The organism is Achromobacter sp. GD03932, assembly GCF_029839485.1.
GTDB lineage: Bacteria > Pseudomonadota > Gammaproteobacteria > Burkholderiales > Burkholderiaceae_B > Achromobacter > Achromobacter bronchisepticus_A.
Map to the genome: position 1 here is coordinate 56,881 of NZ_JAOCAT010000004.1, position 23,862 is coordinate 80,742.

At 64.3% G+C, this 23,862-nt stretch carries 38 protein-coding genes and 1 tRNA gene; 22 read left to right on the forward strand and 17 right to left on the reverse strand.

Annotation, left to right across the window (positions count from 1 at the left end; translation table 11 throughout):
- Positions 1-63 precede the first annotated feature (63 nt).
- The 14 genes from N5C88_RS04955 to N5C88_RS05020 form a co-directional block, all read right to left on the reverse strand.
- Positions 64-504 carry a hypothetical protein gene (locus N5C88_RS04955; RefSeq protein ID WP_280014840.1) on the reverse strand — a complete coding sequence of 147 codons (441 nt, stop codon included), beginning with the start codon at positions 502-504 and terminating at the stop codon, positions 64-66.
- On the reverse strand, positions 501-887 hold the full coding sequence (locus tag N5C88_RS04960) for a hypothetical protein (protein WP_280014841.1): 387 nt from the start codon (positions 885-887) through the stop codon (positions 501-503). The genes N5C88_RS04955 and N5C88_RS04960 overlap by 4 nt, the downstream gene beginning before the upstream one ends.
- Positions 887-1,261 (reverse strand): hypothetical protein, encoded by a 375-nt coding sequence (locus N5C88_RS04965; protein WP_280014842.1) that lies wholly within the window; start codon positions 1,259-1,261, stop codon positions 887-889. Before N5C88_RS04965 ends, N5C88_RS04960 begins: the two co-directional genes overlap by 1 nt.
- Positions 1,258-1,509 (reverse strand): hypothetical protein, encoded by a 252-nt coding sequence (locus N5C88_RS04970; protein WP_280014843.1) that lies wholly within the window; start codon positions 1,507-1,509, stop codon positions 1,258-1,260. The genes N5C88_RS04965 and N5C88_RS04970 overlap by 4 nt, the downstream gene beginning before the upstream one ends.
- Positions 1,506-2,135 (reverse strand): hypothetical protein, encoded by a 630-nt coding sequence (locus tag N5C88_RS04975; RefSeq protein WP_280014844.1) that lies wholly within the window; start codon positions 2,133-2,135, stop codon positions 1,506-1,508. Before N5C88_RS04975 ends, N5C88_RS04970 begins: the two co-directional genes overlap by 4 nt.
- A complete protein-coding gene (locus N5C88_RS04980; protein ID WP_280014845.1) occupies positions 2,132-2,845 on the reverse strand; it encodes a hypothetical protein in 714 nt (237 codons plus the stop codon). The genes N5C88_RS04975 and N5C88_RS04980 overlap by 4 nt, the downstream gene beginning before the upstream one ends.
- Positions 2,823-3,761, reverse strand: coding sequence for a hypothetical protein (locus N5C88_RS04985; RefSeq protein ID WP_280014846.1), 939 nt, complete (start codon positions 3,759-3,761; stop codon positions 2,823-2,825). The genes N5C88_RS04980 and N5C88_RS04985 overlap by 23 nt, the downstream gene beginning before the upstream one ends.
- On the reverse strand, positions 3,758-4,315 hold the full coding sequence (locus N5C88_RS04990) for an HNH endonuclease (protein ID WP_280014847.1): 558 nt from the start codon (positions 4,313-4,315) through the stop codon (positions 3,758-3,760). The genes N5C88_RS04985 and N5C88_RS04990 overlap by 4 nt, the downstream gene beginning before the upstream one ends.
- Positions 4,312-4,755, reverse strand: coding sequence for a nuclease domain-containing protein (locus N5C88_RS04995; protein WP_280014971.1), 444 nt, complete (start codon positions 4,753-4,755; stop codon positions 4,312-4,314). Before N5C88_RS04995 ends, N5C88_RS04990 begins: the two co-directional genes overlap by 4 nt.
- Positions 4,755-5,213, reverse strand: a complete 459-nt coding sequence (locus N5C88_RS05000; protein ID WP_280014848.1) for a hypothetical protein — start codon at positions 5,211-5,213, stop codon at positions 4,755-4,757. Before N5C88_RS05000 ends, N5C88_RS04995 begins: the two co-directional genes overlap by 1 nt.
- 2 nt (positions 5,214-5,215) lie before the next feature.
- Positions 5,216-5,524 (reverse strand): hypothetical protein, encoded by a 309-nt coding sequence (locus N5C88_RS05005; protein WP_059378619.1) that lies wholly within the window; start codon positions 5,522-5,524, stop codon positions 5,216-5,218.
- Complete coding sequence (locus tag N5C88_RS05010) at positions 5,521-5,898, reverse strand: hypothetical protein (RefSeq protein WP_280014849.1); 378 nt, start codon at positions 5,896-5,898, stop codon at positions 5,521-5,523. Before N5C88_RS05010 ends, N5C88_RS05005 begins: the two co-directional genes overlap by 4 nt.
- 270 nt (positions 5,899-6,168) lie before the next feature.
- Positions 6,169-6,396 carry a hypothetical protein gene (locus tag N5C88_RS05015; RefSeq protein ID WP_280014850.1) on the reverse strand — a complete coding sequence of 76 codons (228 nt, stop codon included), beginning with the start codon at positions 6,394-6,396 and terminating at the stop codon, positions 6,169-6,171.
- On the reverse strand, positions 6,397-6,609 hold the full coding sequence (locus N5C88_RS05020) for a helix-turn-helix transcriptional regulator (RefSeq protein ID WP_280014851.1): 213 nt from the start codon (positions 6,607-6,609) through the stop codon (positions 6,397-6,399).
- A gap of 86 nt (positions 6,610-6,695) precedes the next feature.
- On the opposite strand from N5C88_RS05020, the gene N5C88_RS05025 reads away from it, so the two are divergent.
- The 19 genes from N5C88_RS05025 (at position 6,696) to N5C88_RS05115 (ending at position 16,336) form a co-directional block, all read left to right on the forward strand.
- The gene (locus N5C88_RS05025; protein ID WP_280014852.1) at positions 6,696-7,031 is read left to right on the forward strand and encodes a helix-turn-helix transcriptional regulator; all 336 of its coding nucleotides are present in this window, start codon (positions 6,696-6,698) and stop codon (positions 7,029-7,031) included.
- A gap of 613 nt (positions 7,032-7,644) precedes the next feature.
- Complete coding sequence (locus tag N5C88_RS05030; RefSeq protein ID WP_280014853.1) at positions 7,645-7,863, forward strand: hypothetical protein; 219 nt, start codon at positions 7,645-7,647, stop codon at positions 7,861-7,863.
- 43 nt (positions 7,864-7,906) lie between these two features.
- On the forward strand, positions 7,907-8,140 hold the full coding sequence (locus N5C88_RS05035) for a hypothetical protein (protein WP_280014854.1): 234 nt from the start codon (positions 7,907-7,909) through the stop codon (positions 8,138-8,140).
- Between the two features lie 2 nt (positions 8,141-8,142).
- Positions 8,143-8,505, forward strand: coding sequence for a hypothetical protein (locus N5C88_RS05040; protein ID WP_280014855.1), 363 nt, complete (start codon positions 8,143-8,145; stop codon positions 8,503-8,505).
- 159 nt (positions 8,506-8,664) lie between these two features.
- The gene (locus N5C88_RS05045; RefSeq protein ID WP_280014856.1) at positions 8,665-9,033 is read left to right on the forward strand and encodes a hypothetical protein; all 369 of its coding nucleotides are present in this window, start codon (positions 8,665-8,667) and stop codon (positions 9,031-9,033) included.
- Positions 9,030-9,257 (forward strand): hypothetical protein, encoded by a 228-nt coding sequence (locus N5C88_RS05050; RefSeq protein WP_280014857.1) that lies wholly within the window; start codon positions 9,030-9,032, stop codon positions 9,255-9,257. Before N5C88_RS05045 ends, N5C88_RS05050 begins: the two co-directional genes overlap by 4 nt.
- Positions 9,254-9,448 (forward strand): hypothetical protein, encoded by a 195-nt coding sequence (locus tag N5C88_RS05055; RefSeq protein ID WP_280014858.1) that lies wholly within the window; start codon positions 9,254-9,256, stop codon positions 9,446-9,448. Before N5C88_RS05050 ends, N5C88_RS05055 begins: the two co-directional genes overlap by 4 nt.
- A complete protein-coding gene (locus N5C88_RS05060; RefSeq protein ID WP_280014859.1) occupies positions 9,445-10,449 on the forward strand; it encodes a recombinase RecT in 1,005 nt (334 codons plus the stop codon). The genes N5C88_RS05055 and N5C88_RS05060 overlap by 4 nt, the downstream gene beginning before the upstream one ends.
- Complete coding sequence (locus N5C88_RS05065; protein WP_280014860.1) at positions 10,446-11,093, forward strand: YqaJ viral recombinase family protein; 648 nt, start codon at positions 10,446-10,448, stop codon at positions 11,091-11,093. The genes N5C88_RS05060 and N5C88_RS05065 overlap by 4 nt, the downstream gene beginning before the upstream one ends.
- Before the next feature lie 37 nt (positions 11,094-11,130).
- Positions 11,131-11,643: a hypothetical protein gene (locus N5C88_RS05070; protein WP_280014861.1), complete on the forward strand. Its 513-nt coding sequence runs from the start codon at positions 11,131-11,133 to the stop codon at positions 11,641-11,643.
- A 1-nt stretch (position 11,644) separates the two neighbouring features.
- Positions 11,645-12,202, forward strand: a complete 558-nt coding sequence (locus N5C88_RS05075; RefSeq protein ID WP_280014862.1) for an NUMOD4 domain-containing protein — start codon at positions 11,645-11,647, stop codon at positions 12,200-12,202.
- A gap of 51 nt (positions 12,203-12,253) precedes the next feature.
- Positions 12,254-12,754, forward strand: coding sequence for a hypothetical protein (locus N5C88_RS05080; protein ID WP_280014863.1), 501 nt, complete (start codon positions 12,254-12,256; stop codon positions 12,752-12,754).
- Between the two features lies 1 nt (position 12,755).
- The gene (locus N5C88_RS05085; RefSeq protein WP_280014864.1) at positions 12,756-13,310 is read left to right on the forward strand and encodes a hypothetical protein; all 555 of its coding nucleotides are present in this window, start codon (positions 12,756-12,758) and stop codon (positions 13,308-13,310) included.
- 238 nt (positions 13,311-13,548) lie between these two features.
- A complete protein-coding gene (locus tag N5C88_RS05090; protein ID WP_280014865.1) occupies positions 13,549-14,412 on the forward strand; it encodes a hypothetical protein in 864 nt (287 codons plus the stop codon).
- Positions 14,399-14,611 (forward strand): hypothetical protein, encoded by a 213-nt coding sequence (locus N5C88_RS05095; protein ID WP_280014866.1) that lies wholly within the window; start codon positions 14,399-14,401, stop codon positions 14,609-14,611. Before N5C88_RS05090 ends, N5C88_RS05095 begins: the two co-directional genes overlap by 14 nt.
- Positions 14,608-15,060, forward strand: a complete 453-nt coding sequence (locus N5C88_RS05100; protein WP_280014867.1) for a hypothetical protein — start codon at positions 14,608-14,610, stop codon at positions 15,058-15,060. Before N5C88_RS05095 ends, N5C88_RS05100 begins: the two co-directional genes overlap by 4 nt.
- Positions 15,061-15,279: a helix-turn-helix domain-containing protein gene (locus N5C88_RS05105; protein WP_088158775.1), complete on the forward strand. Its 219-nt coding sequence runs from the start codon at positions 15,061-15,063 to the stop codon at positions 15,277-15,279.
- A gap of 132 nt (positions 15,280-15,411) precedes the next feature.
- On the forward strand, positions 15,412-16,194 hold the full coding sequence (gene xth / locus N5C88_RS05110; RefSeq protein ID WP_280014869.1) for an exodeoxyribonuclease III: 783 nt from the start codon (positions 15,412-15,414) through the stop codon (positions 16,192-16,194).
- A gap of 66 nt (positions 16,195-16,260) precedes the next feature.
- Positions 16,261-16,336, forward strand: a tRNA-Ala gene (locus N5C88_RS05115).
- A gap of 134 nt (positions 16,337-16,470) precedes the next feature.
- Here N5C88_RS05115 and N5C88_RS05120 read toward each other — a convergent pair.
- Entirely contained in the window at positions 16,471-17,184 is a 714-nt protein-coding gene (locus N5C88_RS05120) for an autoinducer binding domain-containing protein (RefSeq protein ID WP_059374221.1), read from the reverse strand.
- A 160-nt stretch (positions 17,185-17,344) separates the two neighbouring features.
- Complete coding sequence (locus tag N5C88_RS05125) at positions 17,345-18,301, reverse strand: LysR substrate-binding domain-containing protein (RefSeq protein ID WP_118933019.1); 957 nt, start codon at positions 18,299-18,301, stop codon at positions 17,345-17,347.
- 122 nt (positions 18,302-18,423) lie between these two features.
- On the opposite strand from N5C88_RS05125, the gene N5C88_RS05130 reads away from it, so the two are divergent.
- From N5C88_RS05130 to N5C88_RS05140, 3 genes are read left to right on the forward strand one after another with little or no spacing between them, the layout of a single operon-like run.
- Positions 18,424-19,557 (forward strand): ABC transporter substrate-binding protein, encoded by a 1,134-nt coding sequence (locus N5C88_RS05130; RefSeq protein ID WP_059374219.1) that lies wholly within the window; start codon positions 18,424-18,426, stop codon positions 19,555-19,557.
- A 27-nt stretch (positions 19,558-19,584) separates the two neighbouring features.
- Positions 19,585-20,799, forward strand: a complete 1,215-nt coding sequence (locus N5C88_RS05135) for a thiolase family protein (RefSeq protein WP_280014871.1) — start codon at positions 19,585-19,587, stop codon at positions 20,797-20,799.
- Positions 20,796-22,307 carry an AMP-binding protein gene (locus tag N5C88_RS05140; RefSeq protein WP_280014872.1) on the forward strand — a complete coding sequence of 504 codons (1,512 nt, stop codon included), beginning with the start codon at positions 20,796-20,798 and terminating at the stop codon, positions 22,305-22,307. The genes N5C88_RS05135 and N5C88_RS05140 overlap by 4 nt, the downstream gene beginning before the upstream one ends.
- A 47-nt stretch (positions 22,308-22,354) precedes the next feature.
- Here N5C88_RS05140 and N5C88_RS05145 read toward each other — a convergent pair whose 3' ends face one another.
- Positions 22,355-23,806 (reverse strand): sodium:solute symporter family protein, encoded by a 1,452-nt coding sequence (locus N5C88_RS05145; protein ID WP_059374216.1) that lies wholly within the window; start codon positions 23,804-23,806, stop codon positions 22,355-22,357.
- Positions 23,807-23,862 lie beyond the last annotated feature (56 nt).

Below are 23,862 nucleotides of genomic sequence, written 5' to 3' on the forward strand. Positions count from 1 at the left end.
TGTAACGAAAAACGCCCGCCAACCTTTCGGTTGCGGGCGCACTTTTCCAGACTTGGCGCAATGCTACTGCCGAATTTCGCGATGTGCAAGCCCGTGCGCGAAGGAATGGGGCAGATCCGCCTCTTCCAGCAAACCGGCGTCGACGCACCCGGCCGCCAGCCTGTCGCGCGCTTCCTCCCAGAACTCGGCCAACTGTTCGGGCGTCAGGCGGGCATTGCGCCACACGCGCGGGCCCACCCGGTTGGCCACGTGCAGCTCGACAGCCACCCTCTGTTCCCAGCGCGGCAGCTTGTCGATCAGGTGATCCATGGCCCTGGCCTTGATGGCGCGCAGGCGGCTGGCGACCACGTCGTCATCGTCATGCACGTTGCCGGCTGCCGGCCTGGCGTCCCGGAACATGGGCGAGCAGCGGGCATTGTCCAGGTGCGGGCGCTGCGCTGCGGTCCAGTGGTACCAGGTGGTCAGCAGGTCTTCCAGGGTCTCGCGGAATGGGTTCTCTATCATGGTTTGCCTCCTTGGTATCGCCGCTGGTACTCGCATATGAGAGCTTCGGAAATCCGCTCAATCGAGTAGGCCTCGAATTCCCTGCTGGGGTGGCTCTCGCCGATGGAATCGCAGAGACGCTGGAACACGTGGACCGCCTCATGCACCAAGCAGAGGATCACCTCCACCGGGTCACGCTCCAACGCACTGGCGGGCAAACACACGATGCAGACGAGCTTGTCGTCCTTCTCCCACGTATGCATGCAAGCAGCCTGCCTGCCCTCGTCCAGCCATTGCCCAGCATTCGGCACGTCGCAGTGCTTGGAGGCGCGGGCAAATTCTTTTTCGCTCAGGCAAAGCAGTAGGTGCGGAGCCCGGACGGTATCGCGCGGCAACCACTTCATCACTCCCCTCCCCGCCGGCCGCCCGAGAGCGAGGGCGTCTTCGGCTGGGCCTGCAGCGCGCGGTCGCCGTTCAGGCGCAGGCCAACCGACGAGAGGCTGAGCGCCGGGCGCGCCATGGCGTTGGTGGTGCGCGGGCCGGCGACGAAGACCGGGATGTCCAAGCCGCTGAGGGCCTTGGGCTTCTGCGGGCGGCTGCGGGTGCGTTGCGGCTTCTCCTTGGGCAGTGGAACGATGGCCTCGGCCTGGCCGTAATGCTCCAGGCCAGCCTTGATCGTGGCTTCCAGCCATCGGTTGAACGCCTGGCCGGTGTTCATCACGTCGGCGGACTGGCAGCGCCATACGCCGCCGATGAGCTTGATGTGCGGTTTGTTCATGAAAACCTCTTCGCGTGAGGAAGCGATTGCGCGCAGCGCTGGCACCGCGGGAAATTGCCGGGTACCAGCAGCGGGGCTTGGCCCGTCTCCGCGCCTCGGATACCGCAGTTGGAATAGACGAAGCGGCCGCCCTCGGGGGTTTCGGTGCCGCGCAGGAAGTAGTGGGCCCTGTCTCCACGGAACGGCAGCAGCGCCCAGCCCTGGGTGCGAACGACCGGCCAGATGCCGATGGCGAGGTAGCCGCTCATGCTTTGCGCTCCTGCGGCTGGCGGCCGCTGCGTGCATTCGAGGTAATCGCCACGCCCAGCGCAGGCCATGCGTGAGTGCTGACGCCGTACAGTGGCCCAGGCTGTCCCTTGGTGCCGACCTGGGGTGTGGCCCCGCCGCCCGTCCGCGGAAACAGGTCCAGGATCGCCTGGCGCACGTTTCCGTCTTTCGCTTTGGTCGTGCCGCACAGGTGCATCTTCACGTCCTTGCGGTAGACCAGATCGACGGAATCGGGGTGTTCCATTGCCTGCATGAACCGGCCGATCCATACACAGGTTTCGAACACCTCACGGCCCACGGGCATGCCGTAGCTGGCGATCATCTCCATGGCGATGCGGCTGTGATCGACAATCCCCAGGTAGCGCAGCAGATCGGCGTTGCTTTTCACGCCGCAGCTCAGCACGCGGTGGTGGTCGGGCAGGTAGACACACCAGCCGGACTGCTCCGGGCCAGGATCAATGCCGAAGACCGAATACACCGATCGGGGATAGTCCGGTGCTTCAGGCTGCACGCGCGCGAAGCTGTCCGGCGCTTCCTGCATGCTCGCCAGCGTTCCCGCCATGGGGTCATAGGCTTCGGCGGATTGGGTGAGGTTCGGTAGGGTCATGCTTCGGAAGCCTCCGTAGGTGCGCCCATGGCGTTCTGTGCCATGCGCAATGCAGTCGGGGAAACGGTTTCGCCCTTGTTGGCCCGGTCAACGAGACGCTGCGCCCATGCGCGGTGATCTGCGATCGGCGACGGAAACGCCTGTCCGGTCTTGTCCATGAGTTCCCGCAGGAAGCTCTGGGCCTCTTCACGGGTAGCCACGGTGCCTCCAGGCGCTACCAGCGCGACGCTCGGCGTAGGAATCGACTCCCAGCGCCCTTGCGCCATGACGTCGCGCAGCGCGTATTCCCAACGGGTTTTGATGGCCTGCCATCCCTGGTTCAGCAGGTCGTGCTGACTGATCCGCATCGCGGCCCAGTACACAGCCGGATGGGTCCATACGCCGTGTTCGCCTCGGGCGCGCGCGGACATACCAGCGACCGCTTCGTGGTACGCGGTTTCGGGGTGCAGCGTCGGGCGGCATAGGCCCAGGAACTCGGGCAGCGTGGGCGGGAAGGTTCGGCCACGGCAGGACGCGAGGCCACGCTGAATTTCCTCGGCCGTGTAGTCGGCGATCTCCTGCGCCCATACCTCGGCCAGCCTCGCAGGCGCGATACCTTCCCACTGCTGGGAGAACTTGGCGCCGTACAGCGCCTGCATGCGCTCGATCAGACGCGCAGCCCAGGCGAGCGGCACAGGTGCCGTGGTTTCAGATGAGCGTGCCAGTTGCATCGATCACTCCCATGTCGACCTCCCGCCGCGGTCCCGCGCCGGCCTGGTCAATGACGGTTTGCAGTTCCGCGTTCCACGCGGCTCGGCGATCAGCGCCGGAAGGCGGCAGGCCGGAACCGGACCGCCGGCTTGGCTGGCGTGCTATGCGCTCGTTCAGTGCCTTGGACAACCACGCGCCGGGCTCCATGACCTCGGTGCGCATGCACTCAGAGGCCAGCTCCCAGGCTCCAGCAGCGCCAAGCTGCTTGATGGCGCCGCCCAGCAGCGAGCGGGCGTTCCCGTCCTTCATTCCCCGGGCTACCAGCCAGGGCACAGCGACCTGGAACAGGGATTCGTTCGGGGTAAGCCCAGAGGCCGCAGGTTCGGATTTCGACGCGGAAGCGTCAGGAGAACCGTCAGGTTCTTCTGAACTACCTGAAGGAGAAGATGAAGATGAAGAAGAAGAGCCGTCACCAAAGGTGGGCTTAGGTGAAGTCTTTGATGACTTCTTTGGTGTTGGCTTAGATGCGGCATCATTGCCTTCACCAAAGCGTGAACCTTCGCCCCGAATGGTGCGGACATACTCGTCCTTCACCATGCGACTTGAGTACCAGATCGGCCCGGCTTGGGTGGTGATCAGATCGACCGGATCGCCATTCCTGCGACCACTCCGCGGGGTATAGACGAAGGCCTCGGTAAGCTCTGCGTCATCACCTTTGAGCACACCCTTGGACACCAGCGCCTTAACCAGCGCCACAGGACAGCCGGCGGCCAGGGCAATCTCCCTCAGAGGCCAGCGCAGCACGCCATACTCTTCCTGGTCGTGCATCAGGCACATGATGTCCAGCCAGGCGCCTTTCTCGGCGTGCGTGCAGCGGCGCAGGTTGCTGTTGCCGGTCCAGTCGCCGGGGTAGAACTGGAATGACGGGCGCTTCATGACCGCGCCCCTTTGATCTGCTTCCAGCAAATGCCGCAGAAATACTTGGTGGCGTCTCCCATGTTGCTCACCCGGCTGCATGCCAAATGCATGAAGTCAACGACCTCGTGTGCCGGCAACCTCTGGACGAACAAGCGCACCGACTGGCGGAACTTCGGCGAAAAGCTGTAGCCCTCGAAGTGAACTCGAAAGGCGCTTTCAACGTCATCAATATGTGCATCTTCTAGCTTGCGCTGCGCCTTGATTAGGCGGTCAAACGCCTTTACCTGGGCCAGCTTCTCGGCGGCTATTTCCGCCTGAGCCGCCAAGCTTTCGGGAATCGATGAGAGAAGCCCCGCGGACTTTCCACGGTTGCAGTCAAAGCAGGCCGTGATCAGGTTGTGCATTGCGTTCGTCCCGCCGGCGGCAACGGGAAGAACGTGGTCGACTTCCAAGATTGCTGCCGGCGGCGTGCTGCCGCAGTACTGGCATTTGAAAAAGTCTCGCTTGAACACATCGAAGCGCAACTTCTTGCTCAACGCCTGCCGTTGTGATTTACACGATTCAACCGTCATACGGCCTCCTGTAGCTTCGCGGCGCGCACGGGCAGCCAGCGGTTGTATGCCCATTCCCAGGTCGCGCGCTTCTCCGCGTCGGTCAGGCTGAAGCCCTGATCGAGGCAAGCGTGGCAGCAGAAGCAGCCGGGAACGGTGTAGATGTCTTTGGCCTTGATGCCCATGCCCTTGCCGTAGGCGGACCAGTTGGCGTGGCACGGCACGACGCTTTCCAGCTCGCCGCGGCACACGCCCGGGATCTGGAGGTAGCAAGGTTCACCGCGGCACGCGGCCAGGTACTTGGGGTCGTGGCCGGCGCGCTTCTTCGGTGCGCGGCGCTTGATGGCGGCACGCTGGAGCGTTGCCTGCCGCTCAATACCGGCGGCGTAAGGGGTGGCCCGCCGGAATCCGGTGGCGCGCAGCGGGGTCTTGCGGGTGAGAGGTGCGGAACGCTTGAGCATCACGACGCTTTCACCTCAAGGAGAACGCCGCGCGCCGCGAAGTCATCACGCACCGCGTCGGCGTACTTGGTCAGCTGACGGGTGTTCATCCGGGACGTGACCGGGAATACACGCATGGCCAGCAGCTTCTTTTCATAGGGCAGCGGCTTGATGGCGCCGTCATAGGCTTCGCGGAAGGCGGCATCCTCGGCGCGCAGAATCGGCACGCCGTGGTGCAGCTTGCAGTAGCACTTCCAGCCGAGCGTGTCGTCTTCCGGCAGGGCCAGGGCAATCTCACCGTACCAGGCATGGGAAAAGGCGTTCTGGGCGCGCGTGCGCGGCTTCTGGCGCTCACGGATCAGTACTTCGTAGGGACGCTCGGCATCCAGTGGCAAACGCGGCAGCAGCTCCAGCAACGCCGACAATTGGCTCGGGCCGACCAACAGAAATGACTGGGGGTTCAGGAGGCGCTGGCGCATGCCTACCTCGAACTGCAATCACCCGCGCCGGCGCGCGCGCAATAACAGTTGGCGCCGATCTTTGCGCCGTAGGCCAAGAAGTCCATGTAGGCAGGCGTGGTGACGACCATCCCCAAGACCTCGATCGCCGCGTCGATCTTGTCGATCGTCACGCCCATGCCGCCGGACAAAAACTTGCTGACCTGGCTGCTATCCCATTCCAGGCGATCACGCACAATGCCGCAGGTTTTGGGGTTGGTCAGGGCGTTCCGAAGCGCCTGTTCCATAGAGGGCTTCTGAACGTGAAATTGCACCGATGCAGGCGCGTTCATTTGCGTTCAACCTTGTTCAAAAAGATCTGCATGCACTTGCACGCGGGGCCGCGCACACTGGCGGCATGAAAAAACTCACTGAAACCGAACAGCTTCTGCAGCACGCCCAGGACATCGCCCGCCGGACCTTCGTGGACCCGAGCGAAAAGGCTGTGCTGGATATCTTTGACGAGCTGCGCGCCGAGCGTGACCGCATGGCGTGGGCCACCGACGACCGTGCCGGTGCGACGGTGCATTGAGCAATGGACATCGAATTGGGAGGCCAGCCCCAGCGCCTTAAACTGGCGGTTCCTACACGCACCATCAGCAAAGGAGCTGGCCATGAGAAGGTATTTGGTCGCCATCAGACGCGACCCGTCGATCGACAACATCATTGCGGCCCTCGACTTCTTTCTTGCAGGCTCAGAATCAGACGATCCATTCGTCCTTCTGCCGTGCAATTCGGTCGGGGCCACGGATCATGGGTTGGTGCGGCTGGAACCGAGCCCAAAGGACGGCCAACAGCCTCCAGTCGACGCCCTGTCGATTCCTCCACACCTGATCTGCTGGACTGTCGAGATCGAAGAAGGCCAAGTATTTCCGCCTGGGTTTGCCGGATAGCGCGCAGCTCGTCCAACACCGCCGCCAGCGGGCCCACGTCGCTATCACGCATGGCTCGCCTCCTGCTGCTGGGGTTTCCCCGCGACGGCGTCTGCCAGACGCTGCAGGATTTCCCGCACCGGGTCGGTGAGGCCGGGGTTTTGGTCGGCCTGCACGCGAATGAAAACTTCCGCGTCGTCGCCCACGGCGGCAGCCAGGCCAAGCATGGAAACGACGCTCAGCGCTGCCATCATGGATTCCAGCTCTTCCAGGCGTTCCTCGGCGGTCTTCATCTACGCCGCCTCCTGCTGGGCCTGGGCAGCAGCTTCTGCCTTCGCCTTTTCGAGGGCGGAAACCAACCTTTCGTGTGTGCTGGCGCGCACATCCTTGCGTCGACCCGTTTCAATATGAGAGATCGCGCCTTGCGAAAGCTCGCATTCGGCAGCGATGGCGGCCTGAGATTTGCCGAGGCCACGAAGTTCGGCGATGACGGTTTTGGTATCCATATGCCGCACATCCTAATACTTATGTATTTTTGAGGCAAGCAACTTTTGAATACCCATGTATTAATCATGCCCAGCACAATCCAGCCATGACGACGATCGGTGACCGCATACGCGAAACCCGCAAGCAGCGGGATATGACCCAGGGCGACCTTGCCAAGAAGGTGGGCGTCTCTCAGGGAACGATCGGCCATATCGAAGCAGGCCGAAACGACTCTTCCCGCTACCTGGTGCAGATTGCGGCCGTACTTGGAGTGCGGCCCGAATGGCTCGAAAGCGGTAAAGGAGATACCTTTTCGGCGTGGCCCTTCCCAGGGATCACGCCAGAACAGTACGCAGCGTTGCCGGAATCTGACAAAGAAGACATCCTGGCTATCGTGCGCCTGAAGGTCGCTCGATCCGAAGCAGACCGCAAGACCGCCTAAGGTCCTGCCTGATTGCCCCAGAACTCCCCTGGGGCAAAAATTTAGCCGCTAAAAATACTTTTGTATTGACTCTAGAAAAATACGTGAGTATTATTTCTCCCAACGCCTCACCACTCACGCATCACGGAGTACCGGGGCACGTTCTTTGACAAGTTGAGATGGGAGAGGGGTGCCTTGGCATCCGAGCGGATACCCGAGAGGGCGAACGCGGCAGGGCTCCAAACGTACCTTGGCACAGCAAGATACCCACTCTCGTGGACTTGCTGCCTACCTTGGTGCCAACCATGCACCTGCCCGCCAGTATCCGTAAGGACTTGAGCTCGACGTCAACCGCGCTCTAGCGCAATCCGTCTGCGGCACAGCCGCTTCGGGGTGTTGCTTCCTGGCGTTAGCGTTCTAGGTTCCCTTATGGCTGGCGATCATCTGTTGACGCAGATGCGCTGGATCAGGGAGTCCAAAAATTGGGTCAAGGTGACCTCCTTTTTGGGTTCCCAAAGTGAACCCTGGGATGTTTGTAGCCGGAAGCCGCGCTCAAGGTCAATCGCACCCCTCCCCCATCTCTTCTTGTCTTGATAGACAGCCTCACCACCCGGTGAGCAACAGGGAGAAGACGATGAGCGAAGAAGGCAAATTCTGGACAACCATCTGGGCGCTGGGCGCGGCCTGCGTTATCAGCGTCGTTGCGGCGACCTTTGCATACAACGTGCAGCGCGACGCCAAGGTCGAGGCGATGGTCAAGTCCGGCGCTGATCCGATCTTTGCTGCGTGCTCTCTCGGCGGCCCCCGGGACTACCTGTGCTCTGTTTATGCGGCTGCCAAGTCGGCCCGCTGATCCTTCCCCACCCCGCCCCGGGTGCCGGGGCAAGGAGACATCCATGTCCATCATCTTCGAAGCGACCACCGCCGAGCAGGCCATCAGCGCGATGCAGACCTATGGCGGCACGTTCATCAAGCAGCTTGCGCACCTGTGGCGCGTGGCTGACCCGGTCAACCGCGGCCGCCTGCAGCTGGCCTTCCGCGCTGAATTCGACAAGTACGCCGAGGACGCCAAGATCCTGAAGCATTACCAGGGCATGGCGCGCGAGGCTGAACTGGCGGCGAGGAACTGATCATGGGTGCCTATCACGCACAACTGATGGACGACCTGCTGCGGGTCGCGCCGCCCTACTCGCTGCCGCATGAGCCGGACGAGGACGTACCCACGGTGCCGCGCGTCAAGGCCATCGCCATGGTCACCGCGTGCCTGATGCACGAAGAGCCCACGGCGTTCGGGCTGACCACCGCCGAATGGACCGAACACCTGTGGAACGAGTTGGCCGACAACCAGGGCGGCGTGCTGCTGACGCTGCTGGTGGGCGCCACGATCCCGAGCGTTGGCGCGTTCCTGGACAAGCTGCTGGGCGACAGCATCGAAGGCCTGGCCAACCGCCAGCTTGCCGAGATGGACCCTGACGAAGCGGAGGCCTGCCTGTGATCGCCTTCGTAATCCTCGGTTTTGCCCTGCTGGTGCAGGCCATCGTCGACGCCTGGAGGTCACGCAAATGATGACCGCCTACGCCGTGTGGGGCGCGGCCGCCCTCTACCTGATTGCCTTGATCGGCGACGCCTTGATGGCGCGCCACCGGAGAGACGAATGACGACGAATCACACAGAGGGGCCGTGGGCCGTGTCGCCCGAGAACCCCAAGATCATCAAGCCTGCCGATCAGTTCGGCATGGCCTCCAACGTCATCATCGGCTCAGCAGCAGGTCACCCGAATAGCGGCTTCTTTCCCACCGATGAAGAGGCCATTGCCAACGCCCGCCTGATCGCCGCCGCGCCGGAGCTGCTGGAGGCTCTGGAGAAGCGCCGCCAAGTGGACTCTGCTTATGTCCAGCTCGCACTGAGCGAGGTTGACCCCGATACGCATGAGCGCCTGCTGCAACAGATTGAAGACGCGGAAGACGCGGCAAAAGATGCCGCCCGCGCCGCAATCGCCAAGGCCAAGGGAGAGCAGCAATGACCACGATCAACGACGGCGGCCCGGCGTTCCCTATCGTCCCGGATAGCGATAACTGGGGCAATTGGGATATGGGCATGTCCCTGCGCGACTACTTCGCCGCCAAGGCCCTTGCAACCGCCATCGGCTACTCGGATCAAGACTTGTCGACCTGGGCGCCCGAGGACTTCGCCAAGCACGCCTACCAGATCGCCGACGCAATGCTGGCCGCGCGAGGTGCCCAATGATCCGCCGTCTCCTGCGCGCCCTGCGCCGCCTCGACCGCTACGAATGGGTAGGTGCCGTCTGCGCCGCCGTCTTCGTGGGCGGCATCGTTGCTGCCTACGGCGACCGCCAGCAGCGCGACGAGCAAGCCCAATCCCCCACCCTCACCGCCTGCGAAGGCTGCGGCAAGACCGTGGTCGTTGCGAAGGAATGACCTTGAACAACCTCGCAGTCATCACCCAGGACATTTACGACAGCCGCGACACGTTCGCCGCGGTACTGACGGACCCGTCGATCAACTTCGAGAAAGAAGCCGGGTTCGCCATCCAGGTGCTGCAGCAGAACGAATACGCGCTCGGCGTGGCGATGAAGAACCGCCAGTCGGTGGTCAACGCCGTCACGAACGTGGCCGCCATCGGCATCAGCCTGAACCCCGCCAAGAAGCAAGCGTATCTGGTGCCGCGAGACGGCCGGATCTGCTTGGACCTGAGTTACATGGGTCTGATGGACTTGGCCATTTCCACCGGCGCCATTCGCTGGGGCCAGGCCCGGGTCGTGCACGAAAACGACCATTTCGAGCTGGACGGTTTCGACAAGGAGCCGCTGCACCGCTTCAAGCCGTTCTCCAAGGAGCGCGGCGCAATCGTAGGTGTGTACGTGGTCGTCAAGACGGCGGACGGCGATTACCTGACGGAAACCATGTCGATCGACGATGTGAACGCCATCCGCGACCGCAGCACCGCCTGGAAGGCCTGGGTTTCGAAGCAGAAGTCTTGCCCCTGGGTGACCGACTGGTCGGAAATGGCCAAGAAGACGGTGGTCAAGCGCGCCTCCAAGTACTGGCCCAAGAACGACCGCCTGGACGAGGCGATCCACCACCTGAACACCGAAGGCGGCGAAGGTCTGGACCTTGGAGACAAGCCGCGCGCCGATCCCGATCTGTTGCCTCGCCTGCGTCGCCAGGTGGAAGACGCGACCACGGCCGAAGGGCTGGCCCAGGTTTGGAAGGATGGCCTGGCAGACGTGAAGGCGACCAAGGACATGGCTGTCTACAACTCGTTCAAGGCCGCCGTGGCAGCCCGCGGCGCCGTGCTGCGCGGCGAGGCCGTGCCGACCGACACGCCGCGCGATGACGGCAAGACCATCGACGAGCCGCCCCGCGACGCGTCCGACGACGGCTTCGGCCGCGATGACCAAGGAGGTAACCAGGAATGAACCGCTACATCCTCTCCCCCCATGAGCAGGGCAGCGACGGCTGGCTGCTGGACCGCTGCGGTCGCGTCACCGGGTCGCGCGCGGCGGACATGCTGGCGATGACCGCCAAGAAGGAATGGTCCACCAAGCGCGCCGACTACAAGTTCGAGCTCGCCATCGAGGTGCTGACAGGCATGCCGCAGGGCAGCGACTTCGTCAGCCGCGAAATGCAATGGGGCATCGACCAAGAGCCGTTCGCCCGCATGGCCTACGAGGAGAAGTCGGGCAACGTGGCCATCGAAAGCGGCTTCATGTACCTGCCCGACGTAGACGCCGGTTGCAGCGTGGACGGCCTCTTCGTGGAAGACGGTCGCCGCGGCGTGCTTGAGACGAAGTGCCCGAAAAGCACGACGCACATCCGCTACCTGGAAGCGGGCGTCGTGCCGGACCAGTACCGCCCGCAGTGCCTGCACAACGTCTGGGTGACGGGCGCCGAGTTCGCCGACTTCGTGTCGTTCGACCCGCGCTTCCCTGAAGACCTGCAGCTTTTCGTCTGCCGCTACACCCCCACCACCGAGGAACTGGCCGCGCATGAAAAGGCGGTCCTGCAATTCCTGGCCGAGCGCGACGAGCTGGTGGCCCAGCTCAAGCGCCTGGCCGCCTAACCCTTCCCCAGCAGCACAACCTACGGAGCACTCCCGAATGTTCTCGATCACCGAGCAAACCGCAACCCTGGCGCACATCAACGTGCGCACCGAGCAGCATGGTGACAAACCCACCGGCGCCGTCGATCTGAAGTTCCATTTCACTGGCAGCAACGGTTTCCTGGCCGAGTATCACCAGGCGCTGCGCTCCGTTTTCTACAAAGCCGAGGAATTTCCTGAGCAGGCCGGCATTCCTGGCTTGGACCCTGACGCGCTTACGGTGCGCCGCTTTGGCGACCTGATCGAGACTGTCAGCATCAAGCAACCGCTAAAGGGTGCTGACGTGGTGATCGGCTTCGGTTTGGGCGGTGCATCAGACATCCAACTGGAAACCGTGGACGTCGTTGGCCACAAGGTGTCGTTCATGGAAGGTGGAAGCTGCCGCTACGAATTCACCGTCAAAGGCACCCCGACCAGTGACCAGGTGAAAAAGCTATTCGACGTGCTCGGCGGCGAAGTGGACCTGACCGTCATCCCGGCCGCTGACAAGCAGCCCAGCCTGGATCTGTGAAATGACAGCGCGCAAACCTCCTTGCATCGCAGTGCCTGACGTTCCCGTCCGCCCTGTCCCAGGATACGAGGGGCTGTACTCGGTTTCAGCCGATGGCCGAGTCTGGTCTGAGCCGCGCGAGATGCCGCACGCCTACAGCCGCGCCATCCAGGTCGGCGGGAAATGGCTGGCGCCTGGGTGGAATCGCACGGGGTATCGCACCGTCCAGCTGTTCCGTTCATGCCGCTACGAGACGAAGGTAATCCACCGCCTTGTCGCCCTGGCCTGGATACCCAAGCAGGAAGGCGATGGCAACTGGGTTAACCACAAGAACGGCATCAAGCACGATAACCACGTGGACAACCTCGAATGGTCGACGCCTTCGCAGAACAACGCACATGCCTACAGGACTGGCCTGCGCGTGGCCCCGAAGCGTCGCTTTACCGACGAGCAAGCGCGGGCCATCCGTGAACGTATTGCGAACGGCGAGCAGCAGCGTGCCATCGCGCGCGAGTTCGGTGTGGTGGATTCCGCGATTTCGCAGCTTCGGAACCGGAAAACCTACACCCACGTCCAGTAACCACCCGTCCGGCGCGGCGCTGCCCGCCGGCCACCTATACCGAGAACGACCATGATCCCCGCCATGAACCGCCAGCAGCGCCGCATGCTGGAAAAGCAGCAGGCCCGCGTAAGAGCCGGCCGCCGCGTGCAACGCGAGAAGCGCGCGCCCATGCTCGTCGCCACCGACCTAGTGCTGCGTCCGCTTGAGGCCATCATCGACCAGATCAACCGCGATGGCACCGTGCACACCGATGCCCAGGGCTTCCCGGACTTTCGTGCTGGCGATGGCAAATGGTACGAGGCCGCCGGCGCGATCGAGGGCGTTATCTGGCACTTCGAAATGTGGTGCACGCGGCACAACCGCACGCTGCCGCTGGAGCCGTTGCGCGAGTTGCACATCGCCCTGAAGTACCTGGTGCCGATCCGAGAGGAAACCATGGTCGGCCTAGCCATCACCATGCCCGCCCTGCGCCGCGCCATGGCCACCGCCGACCCGGACGACCAGACCGACCTACTTCTGCAAACCCAGATCCGCGCCGAGCTCGACGCCGCGCGCGCCACCGGAGCCTGACATGACCACCACCCTCCCCGCCGGCTGGAAGCTGGTACCGATTGAGCCGACCGAAGAAATGCTCGTTGCCCTGGGCGGCATGGGCTGGATGGTTCAGCAGAAGCCTGAAAGCTACGCCGCCATGCTCGCCGCTGCGCCCGAAGCGCCGTCCATCACCGTATCCCTAGACCCCGACCCTCGCGGCGTCAGCGTAGGCGTATGGCAGGGGTCGCACTGCATCTATAACGGGGCGCATGCTATCCCTAGCTCCGCGCCCGACGCGCCGCTGGCGAGCATGGCGCGCGCGATCTTCGGCGACCAGATCGGCGGCCAGATGGATGCCATGGCAGGGGCGCCCGCTGCTGGCGATGCGCTGGATGCGGCGCGGTATCGGTGGCTGCGCGAAAAGGCCCATCAAACGGCTGGCCGCGCCCCTGCTGCTGTTCTGTGTGATGAAAGCGACATGTTCCAGAGGGGTGAGGCCGGGTCAGAGTCTGGATTCATCCATGGGAAGGACTTGGATGACGCCATAGACGCCGCCCTCGCCGCCCAGGTCCCTCAGCAGGGAGAGGCGTGATGGGCAGATCAATCTTCCGTCTGCGCCAGCGAGATCGGGTCATCGTCCCCGTAGGGGCCAACGTTGATCAGCTTGTTCCGGTGGTCGCATCCAGGGCATCGGAAGAAGCAACCGGCCTCATCAATCTCGGGGTCGACGGCAGAGAACATGATTTCCAGCCCGCAGTTTCGGCATTTCCACATGGTGCCCTCTCTCACACGATGAGGGTTCATCTTAACGCCCACGCCGGAGCATTGATATGACAGACCAAAGCAGCGCCGCCCAGGCGGCAGAGCAAGCAATCAAAGCCGCCATCCGGAAGGCATACGACGACGGCTACAACGACGCCAAGATGGCGCCCGACAATTGCAGCACCTATTGCGCGGAGCGCGCTGTTCGACTCGACTCAGCCGCCCTGCTGTCCAAGCTGCGCGCCCCTGTAGCCTCAGCTGAGGTCATGGATGCACTGAACTGGGTGGACGACTTCATAGCCCGCTGCAATCGCGATGATCGCGGTTCGTGCGATTCCGTCAACGTCCTGCGCCGCGCCCTGGCAAGCGCCCCTGTAGGCGATGAGCGGGCGGGAAACGTCATAGACGCTGCTGACTCCTACGCCGAAAAGTATCAAGGGGACGACCGGCAAGACATCGGGATTGATGTTCGCAACGCATTTATGCAGGGCGCAGCGTGGGCAAGCGCCCCTGTAGCCGGGGAGGCGCAGATCATTGGTTACGTTCCGCCGATCTACCTAGAAATGCGTCGGCGCGGTATGCCAGTGAATAGCAAAGTCCAGCATTCCCCCTCGGACGACGCTACCGCACCTTTGTATGCCGCGCCCCAGGCCAGCGAGGCGGTTGACAGATCGCCGAATCTGCAAGGAAGCCAGGTTGACAGATTGGCGGAATTGCAAGGTAGCGCCAGCGAGGAGGTGCGCGATGCCGAAGACGCCGCACGGTGGCGATGGGCTACAGCCTCCGATGGCAATGCCGACAAGCTTTGCTCGATTGTCCTGTGTCATGGCGGCTATCAGAACAAGATCAACGAGCGCGCCGACGTCTACCGCGCCGCCCTGTCCGCGCAACCGGGAGCGCAGAGAACGGGAGGCAGCGATGGCACTCGCTGATTACTACCTGTGCGACGTGTGCCGCTGCAAGTGCTTCTACGACGCCAAGCTGAACTACGAATGGGACGAGGCCGGGAAGATGTCGCTCGACAACATGGGCGACATGGCGGCGATCTGCAAGGCGTGCACGCAAACGCATGAGGTCATCGTGCGGCCAAAGATCCACCCCAAGCAGCACAACGACGGAGGCGCGGCATGAGTGAGCCAATCGTCCCCATGGACTACGTGCACGGCATGAAGGTGGTCGACATCGGCGATCTGCGCGTGGCGCGCGGCATGTCCCGGCGCGTCCATACGGCCTGCCGCCACCTGCGTCTCGCGTTCGATACCAGCGAGCGCCGCGTGTACTGCCAAGACTGCGAACAGGACGTGGAGCCGTTCGACGCGTTTCTGCAACTGGTGGAGCGGCATCACCACTTGGAAGCGAAGGCCGAGAAGATCCGCCAGGACGCCGCCCACACCGTCACCAGCCGCGCGGCCAAGCGCATAGACGAGGCTTGGCGCAGCAGAAAGATGGCGCCGTGCTGCCCTCACTGCAAGGCCGCGATCCTGCCGGAAGACGTGGTGAACGGCCTTTCGAAGACCAACATGGAATGGGAAGTGCGCCGGCGCGCCGCCCGCGCCACCACCGACAACAAGGAGCAGTAAATGGCACACGCAGCCCAACACCAAGCACCGGCCGCGGCGCCGAAATTGCTGTATCGACTCAGGGAGGCCGAGGAAGCGCTGGGCCTGTCGCGCACCATGATCTACCGGCTTATCAAGCGCGGCGACCTGGAGAAGGTCCAGATCGGAGATGCCACCCGGATCACGGTCGAAAGCGTGCAGGCGCTGATCGAGCGCAGCAAGCAGAAGAAGGCAGCATGAGCGGGTATCATCTGGCCTTGTCCCCGGCGAATGCCAACCACGCCCCGGATGAGTAGCCAGATGAGTAGCTAGGCCGGGTTTTTGGAAGGCACTACCGCCAAGAACCGCATAAATAAACGGTCTACGAAAATTATGAAATTAGCCACCTGGAACGTGAACTCCCTGAATGTGCGCCTGCCGCAGGTGCTGGACTGGCTGGCAGCCAATCCCGTCGACGTGCTGTGCATCCAGGAACTCAAGCTCACGGACGACAAGTTCCCCGAAGCCGCCTTCACCGAGGCCGGCTACCGCGCCGTCTGGGCCGGCCAGAAAACCTATAACGGCGTCGCCATCATTTCGCGCGTGCCCGGCACGTCCATGGTGCGCAACATTCCCGGCTATGAGGATCCGCAGCAGCGCGTCCTGGCGCTGACCTTTCCCAGCGCCGAAGGCGACGTACGCGTCGTCTGCGCATACTGCCCCAACGGCCAGGCGGTGGGTTCGGACAAGTACGCCTACAAGCTGGACTGGTTCGAAGCCATGCGCGCCTGGCTGGCCGACGAGATCAAGCAGTATCCGCGGCTGGCGGTGCTGGGCGACTACAACGTCGCGCCAGCCGACGAAGACGTGCATAACCCCGAGAAATGGGAAGGCCAGGTGCTGGTGTCCGAGCCGGAGCGCAAGGCCTTCGGCGCCCTGATCGACCTGGGACTGGCGGATTCCTTCCGCCTTTTCGAGCAGCCGGAGAAATCCTTCAGCTGGTGGGACTACCGCCAGTTCGCGTTCCGCCGCAATGCCGGCTTGCGCATTGATCACGTCCTTCTGTCCGCGCCGCTGGTCAAACGCTGCACCGCCTGCATCATCGACAAGGAGCCGCGCCGCAACGAGCAACCGTCCGATCACGCCCCTGTGGTGGCAACCTTGGAATTCGCCTGATTTTTTGCACGGCGGCATATTGCGCAGGCCAAGAACATTCCTGTATAGTCTTGGTCTTGCTTCATTGGGGCGGTAGCTCAGCTGGGAGAGCGTCGCGTTCGCAATGCGAAGGTCGGGAGTTCGATCCTCCTCCGCTCCACCAAAATTCCCGCCAAGACAGGGCACTACATTTAGCGATGTGGTGCCCTGTTTTGCTTTATGCGCCGGATTCCGGCGCCTGCGGAATCTCGATCCCGCAGCATGCGGAGATCGGCGGGCCGCCAATGCGCCGCCCACCTATCGCAAGAGTCCGAGCAGCGCGGCGCGCGCCACGGCTGCAGTCCGATTTCGGGCGCCGAGCTTGGAAATGGCGTTCTTCGTGTGAAATCTGACCGTCGACTCGGCAATCGCCAGTATTTCGGACACGTCGCTGCTGGTCTTTCCGTCCGCCGCCCATTTTAGAATTTCGGTCTCGCGACGCGTCAATGGAGTATCCGGCGCCAATTTGAATCGCGGCAGCGTGACCCTGCTCAATGCCAGGTGCGCAGCGGTCACCAGCCATCGCATGCGCAATTCCTTGCTAATCAGTTCCTCGTCGGAGAGTTGCTCCTTCTGTCTGGCCAGCGTCAGCATCCCCCCGGTTCCGTAAGCGTCCAGGTTCGACTGAGACCACCCCACACAAAGGCCTGCCGCCTGCGCCTCGTCCCAAAGCTCAGGCGTTCCCGCAAACACCCTGTCCGACCAGACGATGGGTATCGCGGACTGGCCGCAGTGCTTTACGGTGGGGTCGATCTCCACGTAACGCGCCTGCGCGTAACGCTCCTGCCAGGAGATTGGATAATTGCTGATCATGACGACCTGGGGATTGGTAAACGGCAAGGCCGCCCCCACCACATACCCGCAATAAGAAAACCCCAGATTCAATGCAGCGGTGGCCACCTCCGTGAAAACGGCTTGCTCAGTGGTCGCGCTATTAGTCGCCAATAAAAGGTCTTGTGCCCACGGCTTCATTCCGAATTCCACCCTCGTGCATTTGCATCGCCATCATTTGAAAATCGCACGGCTGAAAATCAATAACGCCGCAGTCACAATATAGTTAAACTCCTGAAATATTTCAAAATTTAAACAAATATAATTACTTGTTCATTTTTTATTTATTGACAGGCGATATTCAAACGTTTGCGTCGACGCGCACTGTCGTCGCGGCGTCTCGCAACGCATCCAGGAACAACGATGCCGCAGCCGCAGTGCGCACGTCCCGCCGCGTCATGATGCCCACGGGGTGCAGCCGCGCCTGCAAGGCCAGCGGCAGGATGGCCAGTTGCCCGTTGGCCGCCAGAGCACGAGCCACACGCAGCGGAATAGCCGACAGCAGCGAGGTCCGCTGCAATAGCGAGACGATCGTCAGAATGGCGCTGGATTCGATGGCAACCTGCGGGAAGCCCGCGCCGCGCGCCGAGACGGCGGCGGCGACCATGCTGTAGAGCGCCGCGTTGCGCGACGGCAGCACCCAGCGGCATTTGTCCAGCGCCGCGCCGCTCAACCGGCTGCGCGAGGCCAGCGGATGGGCCGGGCCGCAGACCACGGCGGTGGCCTCGTCGTAGAGAATCTCGCATTGCAGGTCGGCGTCCGCCCCCTCCACCCCGAGCCGTCCCACCACGCAGTCCAGCTCGCCTGCGCGCAAGGCGGGCAACAACTGCTTTTCCAGGCCTTCGGACAGCTCGATGCGCAGGGCCGGATGCGTCTCCTGCAGGCGTTGCGCCGCCAGGGGCACGAGCAGATGCGCCACCACCGGGAAAATGCCCGCCCTCACCTTGCCGCTTGCGCCGTTGGCAGCGGCGGCGAGTTCGGCGTGCGTCGCATCGAGTTCGTTCAGCAGCAGGCGGGCGCGGTCGATCATCAGCAAACCCAGCGCGGTCGGCGCGACGCCGTGATGCGAACGCTCGAACAAGGGCTGACCGGCCAGCGCTTCGGCCTCGCCCAGCAGCTTGCTCAGCGCGGGCTGGCTGAGGTGCATCGCTTCGGCTGCCCGGTGCAGATTGCCGACCCGTCCCAGCTCGTCCAGCAAGACCAGGTGGCGGATGCGCAGGCGCGACCGCAGCTGCTGCAAAGGGGGGATGTCCGGCATGGAATACGCCCGGCAAGTTGGTTATCGATTGATAAGGAATCGCAATTATCCAGTTATCGCCAACACGCCCATACTAGGGTCATCCCGCTAACCGGGTGATATCCAAAAAAAGGGGAATAGCCATGTTTCATCGTCTTGCCGCGCTGGCGCTGGCCTGCGCCCTGGCGCCCGCCGCCGCGTCCGCCGACATCCGCATCGGCGTGATCGCCAGCAGCACCGGCCCCGGAGCCTCCATGGGGTCGCTATACCGCAGCACCGTGCCGCTACTGCCCAAGACGCTGGGCGGCCAACCGGTGGAGTACATCGCGCTGGATGATGCGACCGATCCGTCGTCCGCGGTCAGGACGGCGCGCAAGCTGATCACCGAGAACAAGGTGGACGCCATCATCGGCCCGAGCAATGTGCCGACCTCGATGGCGGTCACGGAAGTCGCCCGCGAAGCGCGCACGCCGCAGCTCTCGTTGGCGCCCATCATGGTCAGCCCCGACCGCGCCGAATGGATCTTCGTGGTGGCCCATGGCATAGACCTGATGGTGGACTCGCTGACCGCCGACATGGCCAAGCGCGGCGTGAAGAGCGTGGCCTACATCGGTTTCTCGGACGCCTGGGGCGACGCCGTCTACCGCGCGTTGCAGGAATCGGCCGCCAAGCGCGGCATCACGGTGCTCAGCAACGAACGCTACGCGCGCACCGACAACTCGGTCACGGCGCAGGTGCTGAAGATTGTCGCTCTCAACCCCGGCGCGGTGTTGGTCGGCGGCTCGGGCACGCCGGGCGCCCTGCCCCATCTGTCGCTGCGCGAACGCGGCTATCAGGGCGTCCAGTACAACACGCATGGCGTGATCAACAAGGATTTCCTGAAGCTGGGCGGCAAGGGCGTGGATGGCGTCATCGTGCCCAGCGGCCCGGTGCAGGTGGTGGAACAGCTGCCCGCGGACAGCCCGATCAAGCCGGTCGCCACGCGCTACGCCCAGCAGTATGAATCGACCTACGGCGCCGATTCGCGCAACGCCTTCGCGCCTTACACCTACGACGCCTATCTGTTGCTGGACGCGGCCGTGGCCAAGATTCCCGCGGGCACCCAGCCCGGCACCCCCGCCTTCCGCCAGGCGCTGCGCGACGCCCTGGAAAGCCTGCAGGGCACCGTCGGCACCCAGGGCATCTACATGATGTCGCCCACCAACCACAACGGTCTGGACGAGCGCGGCGTCGTGCTGATGCAGGCCCGTTCGGGCGCCTGGCAGTTCCTGCCGTAAGCCGCCCTTCTTGCAACAGGAGTCCGCATGACCGGCGTACACATTCCCTATGGCGTGTATTGGAGCACCCCATTCTCGCGCTGGCAGGGCAGCCTGTCGCGCCTGCACAGCCTGCGTTTCGCGGCCTGGACCGCGAGCCGTGAACTGGAGCGCCGCGGCATCTCGCCCGCGGCGCTGCAAAGCGCGGTGCTGGGCTGCTCGGTGCCGCAGCAGGGCTCGTTCTACGGCCTGCCCTGGGTGGCCGGCATGCTTGGCGCGCCCCATCTGGCGGGGCCGGTGGTCTCGCAGGCTTGCGCCACCTCGGTGCGGGGCCTGGCCGCGGCCTCGGCCGAACTCATGCTCGGCAACGCCGAAACCTCGCTGGTACTCATGGCCGACCGCGTGTCCAACGGCCCGCAGCTCTACCATCCCGATCCCGCCGGCCCCGGCGGCTCCGGCGCGCATGAAAACTGGGTGTTGGACAATTTTTCGCACGACCCCTGGAGCGGCCTGTCCATGCTGCAGACCGGCGAGCGCGTGGCCGAGCGCCATGGCATCTCCACGGACGAACAGAATGCCGTCACGCTGCGTCGCTACGAGCAATACGCGCAGGCCTGCGCCGGCGGTCGCCGGTTCCAACAGCGTTACATGACGCTGCCCTTCGAGGTGCCCGACCCGCGCTACGCCAAAATCGCATCGGTGCTGGAAGGCGACGAAGGCATCCATGCCACCACAGAAGCGGGTCTGGCGCGCCTGGCGCCCGTGCTGCCCGGCGGCACCATCACCTATGGCGGGCAGACGCATCCGGCCGACGGCAACGCGGGCATGGTTCTGGCAACCGCCGCGCGTGCGCGTGAGTTGTCGCGCCGCCCCGAGATCGGCATCGAGATTCTGGGCTTCGGCCAGTCGCGCACCGAAAAGGGCTACATGCCGCAGGCGCCGATCGAAGCCGCCGGCCACGCGCTGCAACGCGCCAACCTGGCCGTGTCCGACCTGCATGCGGTGAAGACGCACAACCCCTTCGTGGTCTCGGACATTGCGCTGGCGCGCGCCACGGGGTTCGACGTCATGGCCATGAACAACTATGGCTGCTCGCTCGTGTGGGGCCATCCCCAAAGCCCGACCGGCCTTCGGTCCGTCATCGAGCTCATCGAAGAACTGGCCGAGCGTGGCGGCGGCCTGGGCCTGTTCACGGGCTGCGCGGCCGGCGACAGCGCGATGGCCGTGGTCTTGCGCGTGGACGCTGGCGGAGCGGCACGATGAGCCAATCCAGCCTTGAAGGCGTCCTGCGCATTCCCGCCCTGCTGGCCCGCGCGGCGCGCGACTGGCCCGAACGCACGGCCCTGGTTTGCGGCACACGTCGCGTCGATTACCGGCGTTACGCCGCCGAAGTCTGGGCGACGGCCCGCCATCTGCGCGTCCACGCGCCTTGCGGCGCGCGCATCGCAACGCTGCTGGGCAATTCGGACCTGGCCTGCGTGGTGACGCTGGCGCTGCAGTGCTCCGGCAACCAGCATGTGCCGCTCAATCCGCTGTATACCGCGCGCGAACTGGAGTTCATCCTGCGCGACGCGCAGCCCGCTCTGCTGATTGCGGACGCGGCATCGGCGGCCGTCGCGGCGTCGCTGGCCGCGGCGCTGGGCATCCCGTTGGTCGCCGAAGACGAGGCCCGTGAGTGGCTGAAGCCGGAGCCAGGCCTGGACGATGCGCCGCTGGGCGATGCCGACGCCCAGGCGCCGGCCTTGCTGCAATACACCGGCGGCACGACCGGACACCCCAAGGGCGTGATCCTCGGACGCGACGCCATCGCCACCAATGTGCTGCAGCGCGAATTGGCCCTGCCCACCCGCTACGGCGCCGACAGCGTGCTTTGCGCCATGCCGCTGTTCCATTCCTACGGCATGGCCATGGGCCTGTTCCTGGCCGCCAGCGCCGCGGCCACGCTGGTGGTGCTGCCGCGTTACCGGCCCGACGACGTCTGCGACACCGTAGAGCGCGAGCGCATTACGTTGTTTCCCGGCAGCCCCACCATCTACACCGGCTTGCTGTCGCACCCGCGCTTCGCGGCCACCGACTGGTCCAGCGTGCGCGTCTGCTATTCCGGATCCGCCCCGCTGGCCGAAGAAGTGCACCGGCGCTGGGAAGCTGCGGTAGGCGCGCCGATCTACGAGGGCTACGGCCAGACTGAAGCGGGCCCCATCCTCACCTACAACGGCCCGGCCGGCGCCCGCCATGGTTCGGTCGGCACGCCCGTGGCCGGCACCGAGGTGCAGGTGGTCGACCTGGAATCAGGCACGGTCGTGCTGCCGCCCGGCCAGCGCGGCGAAATCCGCGCGCGTGGGCCACAGATCATGCAAGGCTATCTGGCCAGGCCGGACGCCACCGCTGAAACCCTGCGCGACGGCTGGCTCTATACGGGCGATATCGGCGAGTTCGCGGAGGACGGTTTCCTGTACATCCGCGACCGCAAAAAGGATCTGGTGATTTCCGGCGGCTACAACGTCTACCCGCGCGAGATCGACGAGGTGCTGTACCTGCATCCGGACGTGGCCGAAGCCGCCGCGGTGGGTTGGCCGGACAGCTATCGCGGCGAGGTCATCCGCGCCTTCGTCGTCCTGCGGCCGGGCGCGGCAATCGACGAGGCCGGGCTGATCGCGCACTGCCAGTCGAACCTGGCGCGCTACAAGGTGCCGGCGGTCGTCTGCATACTCGACGCCCTGCCCTACACGGGCGCCAACAAGGTGGACAAGAAGGCGCTGCGCGCGCCATAAAGGCTGCGCGACGCCCCGGCAGGGGCGTCACGCGGCCGGCCCGCTGCTCACGCCGGGTCCCGATCCAGCCTGCGCACCGCCGCGCTCAGGGTCGAGAAATCGAACTCCTTGCGGCCGCGCAGCAGGCATCGCATCAGCACCGTCGTCACCACCGGCACCACCGCCGCCAGCAGGAAGGACTCCAGCAGGAACGAGGGCTTGTCACCCGGCGCCGGGAAGTAGAACAGGCCTGCCGCCAAGCCGGAGAGGGTCGCGACAGTGGCGGTGAGGCCGTCGTGCTTGCGGCTGAACAATCCATAGAACACCGGAAAGGCGGCGGCGGAGCACAGCAGGTCGGCCAGCAGGAACAGGTACAGCACGCTGTAGCCCTGCGAGGCCACGATCATGACCGGAATGGCCATCAACAGCACCAGCCAGCGCGCCAGGCGCTTCATGGTCATGGAACTGGCGTTGGGCATCAGGCGGCGCATGTCGACCGCGATGATGCTGGAGACGGCGCTGATCGCCGTGTCGGCGGTGCTCATGACCAGCGACAGCCCCAAGGGAATCAACGCGATCACGAACCACGCCGGCGCATGCGGCATGATGACGCTGAAGAGCGCGATGGAGCTGTCGCCCTGGGGCGCCAGGCCGACGAAGGCCAGGCCGAACAGTCCCATGAGGAAGATGAAGGGCGCGACCAGCAGGCCGCCCAGCAGGAAGCCGTTGCGCATGGAGCGGGCATCGCGGGCGGCATAGATGCGCTGCCAGTTGCCCTGGTGGAAAATCCCCGTCAGCAGGATGGCGACGAAAAAGGTCAGCCCCGCCTTGATGCCCACCGGATCGGTCAGGTCCAGCAGCTGCGGCGCCTTGGCCTGCAGCGCTTCGATGGTGGGCATGGCGCCGCCCGCGGCCTGCCAGCCGACCACGCACAGAATCACCAGCAGGGGCACGATCACCATCATCTGCACCTGGTCGGTGAAGATCGACGAGCGCAGGCCGCCGTAGGTGGTGTAGAGCAAGGTGGTGCCCATCACGATGGCGGCGGTGGCCCACAGCGGCACGGGCGCCAGCATGGTGACCAGCTTGGCGATCGCCGTGACTTCGGCCGACAGGGCAATGAAGAGATAAAACAGCATGATGAACAGCGCCAGGCCGTACATGGGCCGGCCGTAGCGGGCCATCAGGAACTCCGTCAGGGTGTGTCCGTGGGGAATCAGTTCGCGCATGCGCCGTCCCAGCGGAATCATGACCAGGCGCGGCGACATCGATCCCAGCGCGTAGCCGATCACCGCCGCCAGGCCGCCCCAGGTGGCAGCCTGCGCGGGCGAGAACAGGATCCACGCGCCCAGGGTCGAAGCCATCAGCGTCAGGATGGTGCCGAAGGCGCCCTGGCTGTTGCGGGCGACGATGTAGTCCTCCAGCGTGCCGCGCTTGCGGCGCGTGTACAGCACGCTGGCCACGGCAAAGCCGCCCGAAAACAGCAACAGCCACATCAGGGCGGTGGATTGGGTCAACATGGGTTTCGGTCCTCCCGCTGCCGGCGGGTAGCCGGACGCGCAACGCGGCGGCCCCG

Coding starts and splice junctions, on each gene's coding strand:
- N5C88_RS05090 (WP_280014865.1), top strand. CDS start 13,549: ATGACAGACCAAAGCAGCGCCGCCCAGGCGGCAGAGCAAGCAATCAAA.
- N5C88_RS05010 (WP_280014849.1), bottom strand. CDS start 5,898: ATGATGTTGTCGATCGACGGGTCGCGTCTGATGGCGACCAAATACCTT.
- N5C88_RS05085 (WP_280014864.1), top strand. CDS start 12,756: ATGACCACCACCCTCCCCGCCGGCTGGAAGCTGGTACCGATTGAGCCG.
- N5C88_RS05025 (WP_280014852.1), top strand. CDS start 6,696: ATGACGACGATCGGTGACCGCATACGCGAAACCCGCAAGCAGCGGGAT.
- N5C88_RS05075 (WP_280014862.1), top strand. CDS start 11,645: ATGACAGCGCGCAAACCTCCTTGCATCGCAGTGCCTGACGTTCCCGTC.
- N5C88_RS04955 (WP_280014840.1), bottom strand. CDS start 504: ATGATAGAGAACCCATTCCGCGAGACCCTGGAAGACCTGCTGACCACC.
- N5C88_RS05000 (WP_280014848.1), bottom strand. CDS start 5,213: ATGCGCCAGCGCCTCCTGAACCCCCAGTCATTTCTGTTGGTCGGCCCG.
- N5C88_RS04980 (WP_280014845.1), bottom strand. CDS start 2,845: ATGCAACTGGCACGCTCATCTGAAACCACGGCACCTGTGCCGCTCGCC.
- N5C88_RS04990 (WP_280014847.1), bottom strand. CDS start 4,315: ATGACGGTTGAATCGTGTAAATCACAACGGCAGGCGTTGAGCAAGAAG.
- N5C88_RS05070 (WP_280014861.1), top strand. CDS start 11,131: ATGTTCTCGATCACCGAGCAAACCGCAACCCTGGCGCACATCAACGTG.
- N5C88_RS05130 (WP_059374219.1), top strand. CDS start 18,424: ATGTTTCATCGTCTTGCCGCGCTGGCGCTGGCCTGCGCCCTGGCGCCC.
- N5C88_RS05030 (WP_280014853.1), top strand. CDS start 7,645: ATGAGCGAAGAAGGCAAATTCTGGACAACCATCTGGGCGCTGGGCGCG.
- N5C88_RS05050 (WP_280014857.1), top strand. CDS start 9,030: ATGACCACGATCAACGACGGCGGCCCGGCGTTCCCTATCGTCCCGGAT.
- xth (WP_280014869.1), top strand. CDS start 15,412: ATGAAATTAGCCACCTGGAACGTGAACTCCCTGAATGTGCGCCTGCCG.
- N5C88_RS05035 (WP_280014854.1), top strand. CDS start 7,907: ATGTCCATCATCTTCGAAGCGACCACCGCCGAGCAGGCCATCAGCGCG.
- N5C88_RS05120 (WP_059374221.1), bottom strand. CDS start 17,184: ATGAAGCCGTGGGCACAAGACCTTTTATTGGCGACTAATAGCGCGACC.
- N5C88_RS05005 (WP_059378619.1), bottom strand. CDS start 5,524: ATGAACGCGCCTGCATCGGTGCAATTTCACGTTCAGAAGCCCTCTATG.
- N5C88_RS04960 (WP_280014841.1), bottom strand. CDS start 887: ATGAAGTGGTTGCCGCGCGATACCGTCCGGGCTCCGCACCTACTGCTT.
- N5C88_RS05140 (WP_280014872.1), top strand. CDS start 20,796: ATGAGCCAATCCAGCCTTGAAGGCGTCCTGCGCATTCCCGCCCTGCTG.
- N5C88_RS04970 (WP_280014843.1), bottom strand. CDS start 1,509: ATGAGCGGCTACCTCGCCATCGGCATCTGGCCGGTCGTTCGCACCCAG.
- N5C88_RS05020 (WP_280014851.1), bottom strand. CDS start 6,609: ATGGATACCAAAACCGTCATCGCCGAACTTCGTGGCCTCGGCAAATCT.
- N5C88_RS05125 (WP_118933019.1), bottom strand. CDS start 18,301: ATGCCGGACATCCCCCCTTTGCAGCAGCTGCGGTCGCGCCTGCGCATC.
- N5C88_RS05045 (WP_280014856.1), top strand. CDS start 8,665: ATGACGACGAATCACACAGAGGGGCCGTGGGCCGTGTCGCCCGAGAAC.
- N5C88_RS04965 (WP_280014842.1), bottom strand. CDS start 1,261: ATGAACAAACCGCACATCAAGCTCATCGGCGGCGTATGGCGCTGCCAG.
- N5C88_RS05145 (WP_059374216.1), bottom strand. CDS start 23,806: ATGTTGACCCAATCCACCGCCCTGATGTGGCTGTTGCTGTTTTCGGGC.
- N5C88_RS05135 (WP_280014871.1), top strand. CDS start 19,585: ATGACCGGCGTACACATTCCCTATGGCGTGTATTGGAGCACCCCATTC.
- N5C88_RS05015 (WP_280014850.1), bottom strand. CDS start 6,396: ATGAAGACCGCCGAGGAACGCCTGGAAGAGCTGGAATCCATGATGGCA.
- N5C88_RS04995 (WP_280014971.1), bottom strand. CDS start 4,755: ATGCTCAAGCGTTCCGCACCTCTCACCCGCAAGACCCCGCTGCGCGCC.
- N5C88_RS05105 (WP_088158775.1), top strand. CDS start 15,061: ATGGCACACGCAGCCCAACACCAAGCACCGGCCGCGGCGCCGAAATTG.
- N5C88_RS05100 (WP_280014867.1), top strand. CDS start 14,608: ATGAGTGAGCCAATCGTCCCCATGGACTACGTGCACGGCATGAAGGTG.
- N5C88_RS05040 (WP_280014855.1), top strand. CDS start 8,143: ATGGGTGCCTATCACGCACAACTGATGGACGACCTGCTGCGGGTCGCG.
- N5C88_RS05065 (WP_280014860.1), top strand. CDS start 10,446: ATGAACCGCTACATCCTCTCCCCCCATGAGCAGGGCAGCGACGGCTGG.
- N5C88_RS05080 (WP_280014863.1), top strand. CDS start 12,254: ATGATCCCCGCCATGAACCGCCAGCAGCGCCGCATGCTGGAAAAGCAG.
- N5C88_RS04975 (WP_280014844.1), bottom strand. CDS start 2,135: ATGACCCTACCGAACCTCACCCAATCCGCCGAAGCCTATGACCCCATG.
- N5C88_RS04985 (WP_280014846.1), bottom strand. CDS start 3,761: ATGAAGCGCCCGTCATTCCAGTTCTACCCCGGCGACTGGACCGGCAAC.
- N5C88_RS05095 (WP_280014866.1), top strand. CDS start 14,399: ATGGCACTCGCTGATTACTACCTGTGCGACGTGTGCCGCTGCAAGTGC.
- N5C88_RS05055 (WP_280014858.1), top strand. CDS start 9,254: ATGATCCGCCGTCTCCTGCGCGCCCTGCGCCGCCTCGACCGCTACGAA.
- N5C88_RS05060 (WP_280014859.1), top strand. CDS start 9,445: ATGACCTTGAACAACCTCGCAGTCATCACCCAGGACATTTACGACAGC.